Origin of the sequence: Streptomyces sp. NPDC005863 (assembly GCF_042871345.1) — a bacterium.
Lineage (GTDB): Bacteria > Actinomycetota > Actinomycetes > Streptomycetales > Streptomycetaceae > Streptomyces.
The window spans coordinates 587,939-601,881 of sequence record NZ_JBIAII010000003.1 but is presented as its reverse complement, the minus strand read 5'-3'; the positions used below and the strand labels follow the sequence as shown (position 1 = coordinate 601,881).

10 protein-coding genes and 3 tRNA genes are annotated in these 13,943 nt (G+C 71.3%); 6 read left to right on the top strand and 7 right to left on the bottom strand.

Annotation, left to right across the window (positions count from 1 at the left end; translation table 11 throughout):
* From ACFYO9_RS15015 to ACFYO9_RS15000, 4 genes are all read right to left on the bottom strand, one after another.
* Window positions 1-1,926, bottom strand: coding sequence for an ABC transporter ATP-binding protein (locus tag ACFYO9_RS15015; protein ID WP_388666296.1), 1,926 nt, complete (start codon window positions 1,924-1,926; stop codon window positions 1-3).
* Complete coding sequence (locus ACFYO9_RS15010) at window positions 1,926-3,659, bottom strand: ABC transporter ATP-binding protein (protein WP_358773247.1); 1,734 nt, start codon at window positions 3,657-3,659, stop codon at window positions 1,926-1,928. Before ACFYO9_RS15010 ends, ACFYO9_RS15015 begins: the two co-directional genes overlap by 1 nt.
* Before the next feature lie 206 nt (window positions 3,660-3,865).
* Window positions 3,866-5,296 (bottom strand): FGGY family carbohydrate kinase, encoded by a 1,431-nt coding sequence (locus ACFYO9_RS15005; RefSeq protein ID WP_355808654.1) that lies wholly within the window; start codon window positions 5,294-5,296, stop codon window positions 3,866-3,868.
* Between the two features lie 131 nt (window positions 5,297-5,427).
* Window positions 5,428-5,733 (bottom strand): YtxH domain-containing protein, encoded by a 306-nt coding sequence (locus ACFYO9_RS15000; RefSeq protein ID WP_355808657.1) that lies wholly within the window; start codon window positions 5,731-5,733, stop codon window positions 5,428-5,430.
* 253 nt (window positions 5,734-5,986) lie between these two features.
* Here ACFYO9_RS15000 and ACFYO9_RS14995 point away from each other — a divergent pair.
* From ACFYO9_RS14995 to ACFYO9_RS14985, 3 genes are all read left to right on the top strand, one after another.
* Window positions 5,987-6,059 (top strand) — tRNA-Asn (locus tag ACFYO9_RS14995).
* Between the two features lie 5 nt (window positions 6,060-6,064).
* Window positions 6,065-6,137, top strand: a tRNA-Asn gene (locus ACFYO9_RS14990).
* 219 nt (window positions 6,138-6,356) lie between these two features.
* Window positions 6,357-6,433, top strand: a tRNA-Ile gene (locus ACFYO9_RS14985).
* 408 nt (window positions 6,434-6,841) lie between these two features.
* On the opposite strand, the gene ACFYO9_RS14980 is transcribed toward ACFYO9_RS14985, so the two are convergent.
* Both ACFYO9_RS14980 and ACFYO9_RS14975 read right to left on the bottom strand, forming a co-directional pair.
* On the bottom strand, window positions 6,842-7,078 hold the full coding sequence (locus ACFYO9_RS14980) for a hypothetical protein (RefSeq protein ID WP_355808660.1): 237 nt from the start codon (window positions 7,076-7,078) through the stop codon (window positions 6,842-6,844).
* A 257-nt stretch (window positions 7,079-7,335) separates the two neighbouring features.
* Window positions 7,336-8,532: a helix-turn-helix transcriptional regulator gene (locus ACFYO9_RS14975; protein ID WP_355808662.1), complete on the bottom strand. Its 1,197-nt coding sequence runs from the start codon at window positions 8,530-8,532 to the stop codon at window positions 7,336-7,338.
* Between the two features lie 193 nt (window positions 8,533-8,725).
* Here ACFYO9_RS14975 and ACFYO9_RS14970 point away from each other — a divergent pair, with 193 nt between their 5' ends.
* The 3 genes from ACFYO9_RS14970 to ACFYO9_RS14960 are packed head-to-tail and all read left to right on the top strand — an operon-like array spanning window position 8,726 to window position 12,031.
* Window positions 8,726-9,127, top strand: a complete 402-nt coding sequence (locus ACFYO9_RS14970; protein WP_355808665.1) for a helix-turn-helix transcriptional regulator — start codon at window positions 8,726-8,728, stop codon at window positions 9,125-9,127.
* A 60-nt stretch (window positions 9,128-9,187) separates the two neighbouring features.
* Window positions 9,188-9,988 (top strand): molybdate ABC transporter substrate-binding protein, encoded by an 801-nt coding sequence (modA, locus tag ACFYO9_RS14965; RefSeq protein ID WP_358773244.1) that lies wholly within the window; start codon window positions 9,188-9,190, stop codon window positions 9,986-9,988.
* Window positions 9,989-10,012: 24 nt separating this feature from the next.
* Window positions 10,013-12,031 (top strand): ABC transporter permease, encoded by a 2,019-nt coding sequence (locus tag ACFYO9_RS14960; RefSeq protein WP_358773242.1) that lies wholly within the window; start codon window positions 10,013-10,015, stop codon window positions 12,029-12,031.
* Window positions 12,032-12,056: 25 nt separating this feature from the next.
* On the opposite strand, the gene ACFYO9_RS14955 is transcribed toward ACFYO9_RS14960, so the two are convergent.
* Window positions 12,057-13,922: a GAF domain-containing protein gene (locus ACFYO9_RS14955; RefSeq protein WP_388666292.1), complete on the bottom strand. Its 1,866-nt coding sequence runs from the start codon at window positions 13,920-13,922 to the stop codon at window positions 12,057-12,059.
* Window positions 13,923-13,943: the final 21 nt, after the last annotated feature.

Below are 13,943 nucleotides of genomic sequence, written 5' to 3'. Positions count from 1 at the left end.
TCAGTCCACCTCGGCGACCGCCTGGGCGAACTGCGCCGCGTACAACCGCGCATACGCCCCTTCGGACGCCAGCAGCGCGTCATGCGTGCCCTGCTCCACGATCGCGCCGTCCTCCATCACCAGGATCGTGTCCGCGTCCCGGATCGTGGAGAGCCGGTGCGCGATCACGAACGACGTACGCCCGTGCGCGAGGCGGGCCATCGCCTTCTGGATGAGGACCTCCGTACGCGTGTCGACGGAGCTGGTCGCCTCGTCGAGCACCAGGATCACCGGGTCGGACAGGAACGCCCGCGCGATGGTGATGAGCTGCTTCTCGCCGGCGCTCACCCCCGTGCCGTCGTCGTCGATCACGGTGTCGTACCCGTCGGGCAGCGTCCGCACGAAACGGTCGGCGTGCGCGGCGCGTGCCGCCTCCTCGACCTCCTCGCGCGTGACGTCCTTCGACGCGCCGTACGCGATGTTCTCCGCGATGGTGCCGCCGAACAGCCAGGTGTCCTGGAGGACCATGCCGATCCCGGTGCGCAGCTCGTCCCGGGACATCCCGGCGATGTCGACGCCGTCCAGGGTGATGCGGCCGCCCGTCACCTCGTAGAACCGCATGAGCAGGTTGACCAGGGTGGTCTTGCCGGCGCCCGTCGGGCCGACGATGGCGACCGTGTGACCGGGCTCCACCACCAGCGACAGGTCCTCGATGAGCGGCTTGTCCGGCTCGTAACGGAAGGAGACGTGCTCCATCTCGACCCGGCCCTCGAGGTGGTCGGGGCGCTCGCCCGGCACCGGGTCGGCCTCCTGCTCCTCGGCGTCGAGGATCTCGAAGACCCGCTCGGCCGATGCGACGCCCGACTGCACGAGGTTGGCCATCGAGGCGACCTGCGTCAGCGGCATCGAGAACTGCCGCGAGTACTGGATGAACGCCTGCACGTCACCGATGGACAGCGACCCGGAGGCCACCCGCAGACCGCCCACCACGGCGACGAGCACGTAGTTCAGGTTCGAGATGAAGAACATCAGCGGCTGCATGACACCACTGTTGAACTGCGCCTTGAACCCGGCCTCGTACAGCTGTTCGTTCTGCTCGCGGAAGGCCTCGGCGGACTCGTCCTGCCGGCCGAACACCTTCACCAGGGCGTGCCCGGTGTACATCTCCTCGACGTGGGCGTTCAGCTTGCCGGTGGTCTTCCACTGCTGCACGAACTGCGGCTGGGACCGCTTGCCGACCTTCGTCGCGACGAAGAACGACAGCGGGACGGTGACCAGCGCGACCAGGGCGAGCAGCGGGGAGACCCAGAACATCATCACCAGGACGCCGATGATGGTCAGCAGCGAGTTGATGAGCTGCCCCATCGTCTGCTGCAGCGTCTGGTTGATGTTGTCGAGGTCGTTCGTGGCGCGGCTCAGGACCTCGCCGCGCTGGCGCTTGTCGAAGTACGACAGCGGAAGCCGCGACAGCTTCGTCTGGACCTCGGCGCGCATCCGGAAGACGGTCTTGTTGATCACCCGGTTCGAGAGCCGCGTCGCCACGGCCATCAGCAGGCCCGCGACCAGGAAGGTGCCGAGCGCGAGCAGCAGGACCTCGCCCACCGCGCCGAAGTCGATGCCCTCGCCGGGGGTGAAGTCGACGCCGGAGAGCATGTCGGCCATGCCGCTCTCGCCCTTGACGCGCAGCGCGTCGAGGGCCTGCTCCTTCGTCGCCCGCGCCGGCATGTCACGGCCGACGATGCCCGCGAAGAGCAGGTCGGTCGCGCGGCCGAGGATCTTCGGGCCGAGCACGGAGAGCGCGACGCTCAGGACGGCGGCGGCGAGCATCGCGTACAGCGTGGCGCGCTCGGGCCGAAACTGCGCGAGCAGCCGCTTGCCGGACCCCTTGAAGTTCATCGAACGGGAGTCGGGGCCCATCATGGGCCCGCCCATACCACCTGGGGGCATTACGCGGCCTCCGCTTCCGTCAGCTGGGAGAGCACGATCTCCCGGTAGGTCTCGTTGCCCTCCATCAGTTCGTGATGGCGGCCGGTGCCCACGACCCGGCCCTCGTCGAGGACCACGATGCGGTCGGCGTCCCGGATGGTCGACACCCGCTGGGCGACGATGACGACGGTCGCCTCGGAGGTCTCACGGCCCAGCGCGGCCCGCAGCGCCGCGTCGGTGGCGTAGTCGAGCGCGGAGAACGAGTCGTCGAAGAGGTAGATCTCCGGACGCTGCACGAGCGTGCGCGCGATGGAAAGGCGCTGGCGCTGGCCGCCGGAGACATTGGTGCCGCCCTGCGAGATGGGCGCGTCAAGGCCCTCCTCCAGACCCTCGACGAACTCCTTGGCCTGCGCGACCTCCAGCGCGTGCCAGAGCTCCTCGTCGGTGGCGTCGGGGTTGCCGTAGCGCAGGTTGGTGGCGACGGTGCCGGCGAACAGGTACGGCTTCTGCGGTACGAGGCTGACGGTCCGCGCGAGCAGCGCGGGCTCGACGGTGCTCACGTCCACGCCGCCGACCAGGACCTCGCCCTCGGTGACGTCGATCAGCCGCGGCACGAGATTGAGCAGCGTCGACTTGCCGCTGCCGGTCGACCCGATCACCGCGGTCGTCTCGCCGGGCCGGGCCACGAGGTGGACGGACTTGAGGACGGGCTCCTCGGCGCCGGGGTAGCGGAAGCCGGCGTCCCGGATCTCCAGGTGGCCGTGGCTGCGCAGCTCGCGCACCGGGGCGGCCGGGGGCACCACACTGCTGTCGGTGTCCAGGACCTCCTCGATGCGCTCGGCGCAGACCTCCGCGCGCGGCACCATCATGAACATGAAGGTGGCCATCATCACGGACATCACGATCTGCATCAGATAGGCGAGGAACGCGGTGAGCGCGCCGATCTGCATGCCGCCGCTGTCGATGCGGTGGGCGCCGAACCACACCACCGCGATCGAGGAGAGGTTCACGACGGTCATCACGATCGGGAACATCAGCGCGAGCAGCCTGCCGGTGCCGAGCGAGACCTCGGTCAGATCGGCGTTGGCCTTGCGGAAGCGCTCCTTCTCGTACTCGTCGCGGACGAAGGCGCGGATGACGCGGTTGCCGGTGATCTGCTCGCGCAGCACGCGGTTCACGGTGTCGAGGCGCACCTGCATGGTGCGGAACAGCGGCCGCAGCCGCCGCACGATCAGGCTCACGCTGACGCCGAGGACGGGCACGACGGCGAGGAGGACCCCGGAGAGCGGCACGTCCAGGCCGAGCGCCATCACGATGCCGCCCACACACATGATGGGCGCCGACACCATCAGCGTGAACGACATCAGGACCAGCATCTGGACCTGCTGGACGTCGTTGGTGGTGCGGGTGATCAGCGACGGGGCGCCGAACTGGCCCAGTTCGCGCGCGGAGAACGACTGCACGCGGTCGAAGACGGCGGCCCGCACGTCCCGGCCGAGCGCCGCGGCGGTCCGTGCGCCGAAGTAGACGGCCCCGACGTTGCAGATCATCTGCACGACGGTGACGGCGATCATGATGCCGCCGAAGCCGAGGATGTAGCCCGTGTCTCCCTCGACGACACCGTTGTCGATGATGTCGGCGTTCAGGGAGGGCAGGTAGAGCGCGGCGCAGGTCTGCAGGAACTGCAGGAGCACCAGCAGGGCGATGGGTTTCTGGTACGGACGCAGATACGTCCGCAGGAGTCTTATGAGCACGCTCGGTCTCTCGAGGAGTCGGGTGTCGGCAGGGTGGTGGGCGAGGTGGCCCTCAATCCTGCGACACCCGACCCGTGGGTGTGCAACCGATTAACCCATGACCGGGTCAAATTTCAGCCCGGGTAAAGAAGTGGATCCACTGAAGGATCTTCGTGTCGCCCGTCGCCGCGCACGGTGAGACGGGGCCGCGCGCGGCAGGACGGGTCTCAGGAGGCGAACGCCCCCGGATGGGACTGCTCCCGCACCGTCGCGTACTGCTGGCGCACCGCCTGCCCCACCGCGAGCTCCTCGCCCGGCTCGAAGACCTGCGCCGCCGCCCCCTGCCAGTACGGCAGCTGACCGGTCAGCGCCCAGGCCGCCTGCCGCGCCGCACCGATCGCCGCGTAGTCCGCGGGCTGCGGCACCACGACCTGCGTGCCGAACAGCATCGGCGCGGCGGCCTGGACGGCGGGCAGCTCGGCGGCCGCGCCCAGCAGGAAGACCCGCCGGACCTCGACCCCGCGCCCGCGCAGCACGTCCAGCGCGTCGCCGAGCCCGCACAGCATCCCCTCGAAGGCGGCCCGCGCCAGATGCTCGGGCTTCATCGACTCGCGCCGCAGCCCGGTCAGCGTGCCCGCGGCGTGCGGCAGGTTCGGCGTCTTCTCGCCCTCCAGGTAGGGCAGGAGTACGAGCCCGTGGGCGCCCGGCGTGGACTTCATGGCGAGCGCGGAGAGCTCCTCCAGGTCGGTGACCCCGAGCATCTCGCCCGTACCGCGCAGGACCCGTACGGCGTTCATCGTGTGGACCACCGGCAGATGCAGCCCCGTGGCGTCCGCCAGTGAGGTGATGATCCCCCGCGCGTCGACGAGAGCCTCGTGGTGCACGGCCATCACCGAGCCCGACGCCCCGAGCGACACCACGGCGTCGCCCTGCTGCACGCCGAGCCCGAAGGCCGCGGCCATCGTCTCGCCAGTGCCCGCGGAGATCAGCAGCCCCTCGGGGGTGGTGCCCGCGGCCTCGGCGGGGCCGATCACCTCGGGGAGCATCGCCTGGTGGCCCAGGGCCAGTTCGACGAGGTCGGGGCGGTACGCGCCGGTCGCGGCGGACCAGTACCCGGTGCCGGATGCGCCGCCGCGGTCGGTCGTCCGGCGGGCGGGCCGGCCGAGCAGCTGCCAGACGAGCCAGTCGGGGGCCTGCATGAGGGCGGAGACCCGGCGCGCGGCATCCGGCTCGGTCTTCGCCAGCCAGCGCAGCTTCGTCACCGGCTCCGCGGACCGGGGTACGCACCCCACGGCCTGCGCCCACGCCTCGCGCCCGCCGAGCCGGTCGACGAGGTCGACGGCGGCGACCTGCGTCCTGCGGTCGTTGCCGACGAGGGCGGGCCGCACGGTGTTGCCGTGCTGGTCGAGCGGTACGAGGGCGTTCTGCTGGGCCGATACGCCGATGGCCTGCACGCCTTCGAGCAGCCCGCCGCCGGCCGCCTCGCCGAGGGAGAGCAGCCACGCCTGTGGATCGACGTCGGACGGCCGCGAGCCGCCCTCGCCGCTCTCCAGCGGATGCGGGGCATAGCCCTGCTTGAGTACGGCGCCCGTGTCCGTGTCACAGACCACGATGCGCGTGAAATCGGGCGAACTGTCCAACCCTGCGACTATCCCCATGAGGGAATTCTGCCGCACCGCGGGGCGTGTCCCGTACCCGCGTTCGCTCCACGCGATGCCGCCACCGGACGCGGAGCGCGCCGCCCGGCCTCTGCGGCGGGGCGACGCGCGCGGCGGACCGCTCGGCTCCGTCAGGTGTTGCTGGTGCCCCAGTCGTCTCCGGCGCCGCCCTGCCCGCGCTGCTCGCGCAGGGAGCGGACCCGGCCGGCGACCGAGTCGGGCATCCGGTCCCCGACCTTCTCGGAGACCGAGTGGAGCGCCTTGCCCGCGACCTCGCGCCCCTGCTGGGTCGCGGACTCGACGGTGTTGCGCACGGCCGGGTTCTGCGAGATCTCGCGGGCGGACTTCTTCAACTGCTCGTAGCGCTCGCGTCCGGCCCGGGTCCCGAGCACGTACCCGAGGGCCAGTCCCACCACGAATGTGAGCCGGTACCGCATGGCTGCCACCCTTCTTCTACGTCGTCCGCTGCATCGGCTGCGCACGTGCGTCGCTCTGTCACTGTCTGCCGTCACGGTGTGCCGTCACTGTCGGCCGTCACGTATGCCGTCACGGTGCCGGCGCTCGCCGTTGATCGCCCGAGGGGATACCGATTGGCGGAGCACCCCCCTGCTTGCGCTAATGTATGTGTCGCAGCGAACGCCCGCCGCCCGGAGAGTTCCCAGGTAGGTGCGTTCGATGCAAACGAGACGATCCCCTGTAGCTCAATTGGCAGAGCAGCCGGCTGTTAACCGGCAGGTTACTGGTTCGAGTCCAGTCGGGGGAGCTCGGTCTCCTGTAGCTCAATTGGCAGAGCAGCCGGCTGTTAACCGGCAGGTTACTGGTTCGAGTCCAGTCGGGAGAGCTGTACGAAGGACCCCCGAGGACCCCCTCGGGGGTCCTTTTTCGTGTCCGTTCGTGCACGTGTCCGTGCCTGTCCCGTACCTCTTTCGCGCCTGGTGGAACCATGCGGGCAGCACGGAGGTCCTCATGGTCGAGCGATGCCGACCATCCGAAGCAGGAGATCGTATGAGCGGCTATGCTGCGGCAGACGGCGCGCACAAATGTGCGCGACGCGCCGTTAGGGGCGGTAGCTCAGCCGGTTAGAGCAGCGGACTCATAATCCGTCGGCCGTGGGTTCGAGTCCCACCCGCCCCACCACAGCGCTAGGGCGCAGGAACGATTCCACCTGCGTCAACGCCGCAAACCTCCGGGTGGCGCCCGTTTGGGTGGCCCGTGAGTCCCCAGGGCCTCGCTCTCGGGCGCCGGCGCCTGGCATGGGCAGGGACAGTCCCGTTCGGGGCCCCAGATCCGCGTCGCGTAGCTCTCGCCGTCCTGGATCGGATAGTGGCACGTCCCGCACAAGGGCGGAGGGGCCGCGATTACGACGTCCCCTTCGAGCGCAGCGGGCCGGGCGGCTGCCGAAGGTACCCCCCCCCGGTCCCGGGCAGTCCCAATGCCTGACGAAGGTCGCGCCTCCGCCGGAGATCGACACCTTTACGCCGGTCACCACAGGTTGCCCGGCAAGGATCGGCTCGTCGCAGCGCCAGCAGAAGCGCGTGCCCCCACTCATCGCCGCACCGGCTCGCTGATCCGCATGGCCGCGCCGAACAGTCGCTGGCCCCGGATGCACCAGGGGAGACTGGTGGTGCACTGCTTGCAGCTTTCTCTGTGCGCCTGGAGCGCCGCGTAGAGGTGCGTGTAGCCGCACGGACGGCATCTGCGGGGGAACCAGCGGGTGACGCTGCCGTGTGCTCCGACGTCCCGGTCGCCCAGGTCGACGGCTGCGGCATTGTCGAGAGCCACCGCGCACCACACACAGGCCCTTCCGCACACCTGCGCTTGGGCAAGGTCTTGGGGGTCGGGCAGCTCGACGGGGAGTTCCCCTATCGTCTGGGTCTCGGTCACCGGCGTCTCCCGTCCGCATCTGCATGGGTGCGGCGTCGGCTTTCGCCTGGCGGGGGTGAGCCGACGCCGCGTCATGCAGATCACGCTATGGAGAGGCGCGATCACCGCCCAGTGACGGGCAGTCCTAGCTTACGAATCAGGTAGGACAGGGCGCCCTACCTCAGCAGGCCCAGTCGGTCCGCGAGCCCATTGACGGGGGCATCGCGTCGCGTGGAGCGCCCGCGCAACTCCTCGACCAGGCGGCGCGAAGTCGAGTGATACCGCATCCACTCAGGGGCGTCCTGCTCCGCAGCAAGCAGGGCACTGACAGCCGAGCGGTCCTTATCCATGTCGCTGAAGGCCAGAGCGCGGTCAACGTGGAAACGGGCCCGCCACGTCGGCGGTAGGGAGGCCAGATTGGGCACACGGCGCGCCGCCTGCGCGGCGTCGTCGGCGTGCTCCATCTCGACGAGAAAGTTGACCCGTGCCACACCAGCGTTGGTCGGGCCGAACGGCGTGGCGTACAGCAGGAGATCGCCATCCATGGTCTCGGCGGCACCCTTGGCCAGCCGAAGCAGGTCCAGCACCTGCCCATGACTTTCCCGCCGCACTGCGGCGGTGGCTGCACGCAGGAGCAGGATCCCCCAGAGGGCCAGGTCCTGCGGGCCGCTGTGGAACCCCGGCTCGATGGCCTCGGCCTGTTTCAGCGCTACGCGTTCGGCGTCGGCGAGGCGGCCCTGCTTGGTGAGGACGTAGGAGAAGGTGGAGGCGGCCATCGTCTCCAGGCCGGGGTCATCGCAGCCTTGAACGGCGAGCAGTGAGCGTTCCATCGCGGTGAACGCGGCGTCCTCTTTACCTAAGCCGGTGAGCGTGACCGAAGCGACTTGGTAGGCGAGCGCGAGGACCGAGTTGGCGGCGGCCTTGTCGGCGCCTGTGGAGGCGTGGACGACGGCGCGGGCGTCCTTGATGAGCGGCGGCAACAGTACGCCGATCTCGGCCATGCGTCCCTCGCGGCGGATGGCTTCAGTCGACCGGAGCGACTCCTGAAGTTCGTGAATGCTGGGCGGGTCTTCTGGGTCGCTTTCGCCGTCGAGCAGGTTGGTTATCGGGGAGATCGCCTGGCGCAGCGCGAGGACCGAGGGCGCGTCCTCTTCCGGCATGCCGTGCGTCTCGAACGTGGTCGGCTGCCCCACCAGGTAACTGGGTTCCGTGTCGAGCGCCTGGGCCAGTGAGTTGATGGTGGTGAGCCGGGCAGTCTTCCTGCGGCCCTGCTCCAGCTTGCGCACGACATCGACGGAGACATCCGCGCGCTCGGCAAGTTGCTCTTGCGTGAGGCCGCGTCTGTACCTGAGTTCCGCAACGCGGTCGCCCATGCCTGAACCGAAAGGTGTGTTCACCGGTACCCCCACCAGAAGGTGTTGTTCCCACGCTACTCCCGGCAAGACGGCCTGTGCCGCCGACCTACGGCCCGACGGTTCAGAGGTTTCTCCAAGGCGGGGCGCATTTGCGATGGAGATCCACCTCAACTTTTACAAATGCGAGGCCATCGCCCTTATCGTGGCGCACATGCAGTCCTACACGATTGGGCAGGCCGCGCGTCTGCTCGGGGTCAGTCCCGATACCGCTCGGCGGTGGGCCGATGCCGGTCGGGTCGTCACGCATCGCGATGAAGGCGGGCGGCGGCTCATCGACGGGCGGGATCTCGCCGCGTTCTCCGTCGAGCTCGCGCGGAGCGGGGGTGACGCGGGGGACGAGGACGTCTCGTACACCACCGCCCGCAACGCCTTTCCCGGCATCGTCACCGCCGTGAAGCTCGGTGACGTCGCCGCGCAGGTGGAGATCCAGGCCGGGCCCCACCGGCTGGTCTCGCTGCTGACCCGGGAGGCCGTGGAGGAGCTCGGCCTGGAGGTCGGCGTCGAGGCCACCGCCCGCGTGAAGTCCACCAACGTGCACATCGATCGCGCCTGACGTCGGGCGGTCGAAGCCCCCCCGCCTCACTCCCCGTACGCCACCGCCAGGAGCCCACTCATGTCCCCGACGTTCTCCGCCCGTACCGTGCGCCGTACCGCCGCCGCCGTCGTCACCGCCGCCCTGCTCGTGCCCCTCGCCGCCTGTGGCAGCGATGACGACAGTGACGGGAAGAAGGAGGGCGGCAGCGGCAAGGACGTGAAGCTCACCGTGCTCGCCGCCTCCTCCCTCACCGACGTGTTCGCCACCGCCGAGAAGACGTACGAGAAGGAGCACCCCGGCACCGACATCACCGTCTCCGCCGCCGGGTCGCAGGAGCTTGCCGCGCAGGTCAAGCAGGGGTCGCCCGCCGACGTGCTGGTCACCGCCGACACCAAGACCATGGACGGGCTCAAGGGGGAGACGAACAAGCCCGACATCATCGCCAAGAACCGGCTCGTCATCGCCACCCGCGAGGGCAACCCCGAGAAGGTCGCGTCGCTCAAGGATCTCTCCGACAGCAAGCTCAAGGTCGTCCTCGCGGATGACACCGTGCCCGTCGGGCGGTACAGCAAGCAGGTCCTCGACGCCCAGAAGGTCTCCGTGCAGCCGGTCTCCAAGGAGGCCAACGTCCGCTCGGTGCTCAGCAAGGTCGAGCTCGGCGAGGCCGACGCCGGCATCGTCTACAAGACCGACGCCGCCACCGCGACCGACAAGGTCGACGCCGTCGACATCCCCGACGCGCAGAACGCCGTCGCCTCCTACCCGGCCGCGACCCTCAAGGGGTCGAAGAACGGGGACGCCGCCGCCGCGTTCGTGAAGTGGCTCAGCACCCCCGAGGCGCAGAAGATCCTTCGGGACGCGGGCTTCCAGAAGCCGTAACGACCGCGACAGCCGTCCCGCGCCATGCCCCGCTCACGTCCACGCGTCCGTACCCGGCCGCCGTTCACGCTCGCCGTTCCCGCCCTGCTCGCCGTCGCGTTCCTGCTGATGCCGCTCGTCGGCATCCTCGCGCGGACCGAGTGGGGCGACCTCGGCGCGCATCTGACCGCCCCCGGCGTCACCCAGGCCCTGAAGCTGTCGCTGCTCGTCTCCTGCTGGGCGCTCGGGCTCTCGCTCGTGCTCGGGGTGCCGCTGGCCTGGCTCCTTGCCCGGGTGGAGTTCCGGGGGAAGGCGCTCGTACGGTCCCTCGTGCTGCTGCCGATGGTGCTGCCGCCCACCGTCGGCGGCGTCGCGCTGCTGCTCGGGTTCGGGCGGCGCGGGGTCCTCGGACCCTGGCTCGAAAACACCTTCGGGATCGTGCTGCCCTTCCACACCTCGGGCGCGGTGGTCGCGGCCACCTTCGTCGCGATGCCGTTCCTCGTGATCAGTCTGGAGGGCGCGCTGGGCGGGCTGCGGCCCGGGTTCGAGGAGACCGCGGCGTCGCTCGGGGCCTCTCCGGTACGGGTGTTCCTCACCGTCACCCTGCCGATGGTCGCCCCCGGACTCGTCGCGGGAGCCGCGCTGACCTGGGCGCGGGCCCTCGGCGAGTTCGGGGCGACCATCACCTTCGCGGGGAATCTGCCCGGGACCACGCAGACCCTGCCGCTCCAGGTGTATCTGCTCCTCCAGGACTCGCCGGAGGCCGCCACCTCGCTGTCGCTGCTCCTGCTCGCCATCGCGATGGCCGTCCTCGTGGGGCTGCGGGGACGGTGGACGGCGGGGGCCTCCGTGCGCGTACAGGGCGTACGGGGAGTACGGGGATCGGTGTCCGCCGACTCCCCGGAAGGGGACGATCCGGCGGCGGCGCCCGCCTCCCCGGCAGCGGGGCCTTCGGCGACTTCGGGGCCTTCGGTGACCCCGGCGACTTCGGCGGCAGTGAAGGCCGCGGAGCCCTCCGAACAGTGGGCCCTGCACGCCGACGTCACCGGTCACAACCAGCTCACCCTCGACGCCGCCCCCGGCACCACCATCGCCGTCGTCGGACCCAACGGCGCCGGCAAGACCACCCTGCTGCGCGCCCTGCTCGGGCTCACCCCGCGCGCCCACGCGCGGCTGCGGCTCGGCGAACGGGACGTCACCGCGCTGCCGCCGCACCGCCGCGGTGTCGCCTGGGTGCCGCAGGAAGGCGCCCTCTTCCCGCACCTCGGCGCGCTGGGCAACACGGCGTACGGGCTGCGCGCGCAGGGCGTGCGGCGTGCCGAGGCGCGCCGGGAGGCGCAGGTCTGGCTCGACCGGCTCGGCGTCGGGCACCTCGCGCACCGCAGGCCCGCCCAACTCTCCGGCGGACAGGCCCAACGGGTCGCGCTCGCCAGGGCGTTGGCGGCGCGGCCCCGGCTGCTGCTCCTCGACGAACCGCTCGCCGCGCTCGACCAGACCACCCGCGCCCACGTCCGCCACACGCTCCGCCGCCACCTCGAAGGGTTCGGCGGGGTGTGCCTCATCGTCACGCACGATCCCGTCGAGGCGGTGTCGCTGGCCGACCGGGTCCTCGTACTCGACGACGGGCGTACGTTGCAGGACGCCTCGCCCGCCGATGTCACCCGGCATCCGCGGTCGCCGTGGGTGGCTCGGATGCTCGGCCGCAACGCGTGGCCCGGCACGGTCGACGCCGACGGCACGCTGGTGCTGGCGGGACAGGGGCGCCTGGTCGTCGCCGAGCCGCCGACGGCGGGGGCGGGTGCGCCGGCGCTCGCGGTGATCGCGCCGGAGGCGGTGTCCGTGCACCGGGAGAAGCCGGAGGGCAGTCCGCGCAACGTCTGGCCGGGGACGGTACGGGAGATCACCACCGCCGGGAGCCGGCTGCGCGTCCTGATCGCCTCGCCCGAGGCGCCCGACCTGGTCGCCGAGATCACCCCGCAGGCCGCGTTCGACCTCGGGCTCGTGGACGGGGCCGAGGTGTGGACGAGTGTGAAGGCCACGGAGGTCTCGGTGGTCGAGCTCTGACGTTCTCCCAGGGTTACAGCGAGGGTTACAGCGGCGCCTGCCAGGTCACCGTCGTGCCCGCCTCGACGCCGTCCGTGTCCCCGTCGTCGTACACCGTCAGGCGTACGCCCTCCCTGCTGTCGGGCAGCGTGGCCTTCGCGTCGATCGCGACGTCGACCCGGGTGACGCCGGTGCGGCGCGACGCGGCGGCCAGCGCGCGGCGCAGGGCGGCGAGGAGGTGGCCGGCGGTCGGTTCGGTGACGCGGTGGTCGACGGCGCCGGCGAAGTGCACCGACGGCCGGATGCCGAGGACCGCGGACGCGCCCGCGGTCTCGCGCAGCACCTTGCCGCGGAAGGTCGCGGGGGCGTCGGCGGGGGGCTGCTGCAGGGCGAAGATGGCGGTACGGACCTCCTGGATCGTCGACTCCAGCTCGTCGACGGCGTGATCGAGGGTGGACTCGACCGTGGTCGACCGGGCCCTGTTGCGGGTCGCGTCCAGCATCATGCCGGTGGCGAACAGCCGCTGGACGACGAGGTCGTGCAGGTCGCGTGCGATGCGGTCGCGGTCCTCGAAGACCGCGAGGCGCTCTCGGCTCTGCTGTGCGTCGGCCAGTACGAGGGCCAGCGCGGCCTGCGAGGCGAACTGGGTGGCGAGCAGGCGCTCGGCGGGCGTGTAGGCGGGCGCGCCGCGGCGGCGGGGCAGCGCGAGCGTGCCGATGAGCCGGCCGCCGGCCTGCAGCGGCAGCATCATGCTGGGCCCGAAACGGACGCGCACGTGCGTCGTCATCCGGGCGTCGGTCGCCGAGTCCTCGATGAACACGGGTTCCCCGCCGAGCAGTTGCTCCAGCACGGCGCTGCCGGGCTCGATGGTGGTGCCGATGAGGTCGTTGTGGGTCGGGGGGTAAGGGTCGCGGGTGGGGGTGGGGGTGTGTGCCGGCGTGGCTGCGGCCGGATTTCGCCTGTCGGGTGAGCCGGAGGCCGGCGGCGTGGCGGTCGTCGGACGGCCGCGCCGCGGCTCCGCTGGAGGTGCCGTGGGCGAGGTCGGCTCCATGGGAGGTGTGGTGGGCGGGGGCGCGCTCTCTGCGGGGGCGGCGGTCCCCATGGCCGGTTCCGGGGGGCGGGGCGTCCCCCGGTCCGTCGCCCCGGGGGACGGCGGGTGGTCGACCCGAGCTTGCGCCGCAGGCGTGGGCCGCGCCGGCCCCGGGGGCCGGTCCCCGGGGGCCGGCGCCCACACGTTCCGTTCCGGCCCGGCGGCCCGAGCCGACGTGCCCCAGCCGTGCGGCGCGCCGTCCGTCGCCGCCGCGACGATCCGCATGCCGCCCGCCTCCGTGGGCTGCAGGATCACCCCCGCCGCCGCGCCCGCCAGGATCCTCGCCCGGTCCGCCACCGTCATCAGCGCGTCGGCCGCCGCCTCGCCCGTGAGCAGGGCCGTGGTGACCGCCGCCGCGCCCTCGATCCAGCGCTCCCGTTGGCGGGCCGCCTCGAACAGGCGGGCGTTGCCGATCGCGATGCCCGCCTGGCTGGCCAGGACCCGCAGGAGCTGCTGGTCCTCGTCCGTGAAGGTGCCGCCCCGCTCCTTGTGTGCCAGGAGCAGCGTGCCGAACGGCTCGTCGTGGACCTCGATCGGCACCCGCAACGCCGTGCCGTCCGCCGTCGCGGCGGGGCTCACCGTCGGCACACCCTCGGGGTGACGCGCGGGGCCGCCCGCCACGAAGAGCTCGGCCGGCCCGTCGAGGCCGGGCGCGTCGACCCCGAGCGTGCCGAGCCCCGCCCCGGTCAGCCGCGCCGCGCTGTCCACGATGTGCTGGAGCGTGGCACGGAGTTCGAGCTCCGTGCCCACGTCGAGGACGGCGTCGAGGAGTGGCTGCATCGCGGACGGCGGCGCGTCCGTCCCGTCGGGCATCTCGGTCACGTACGACGTACTCCGTGGTCG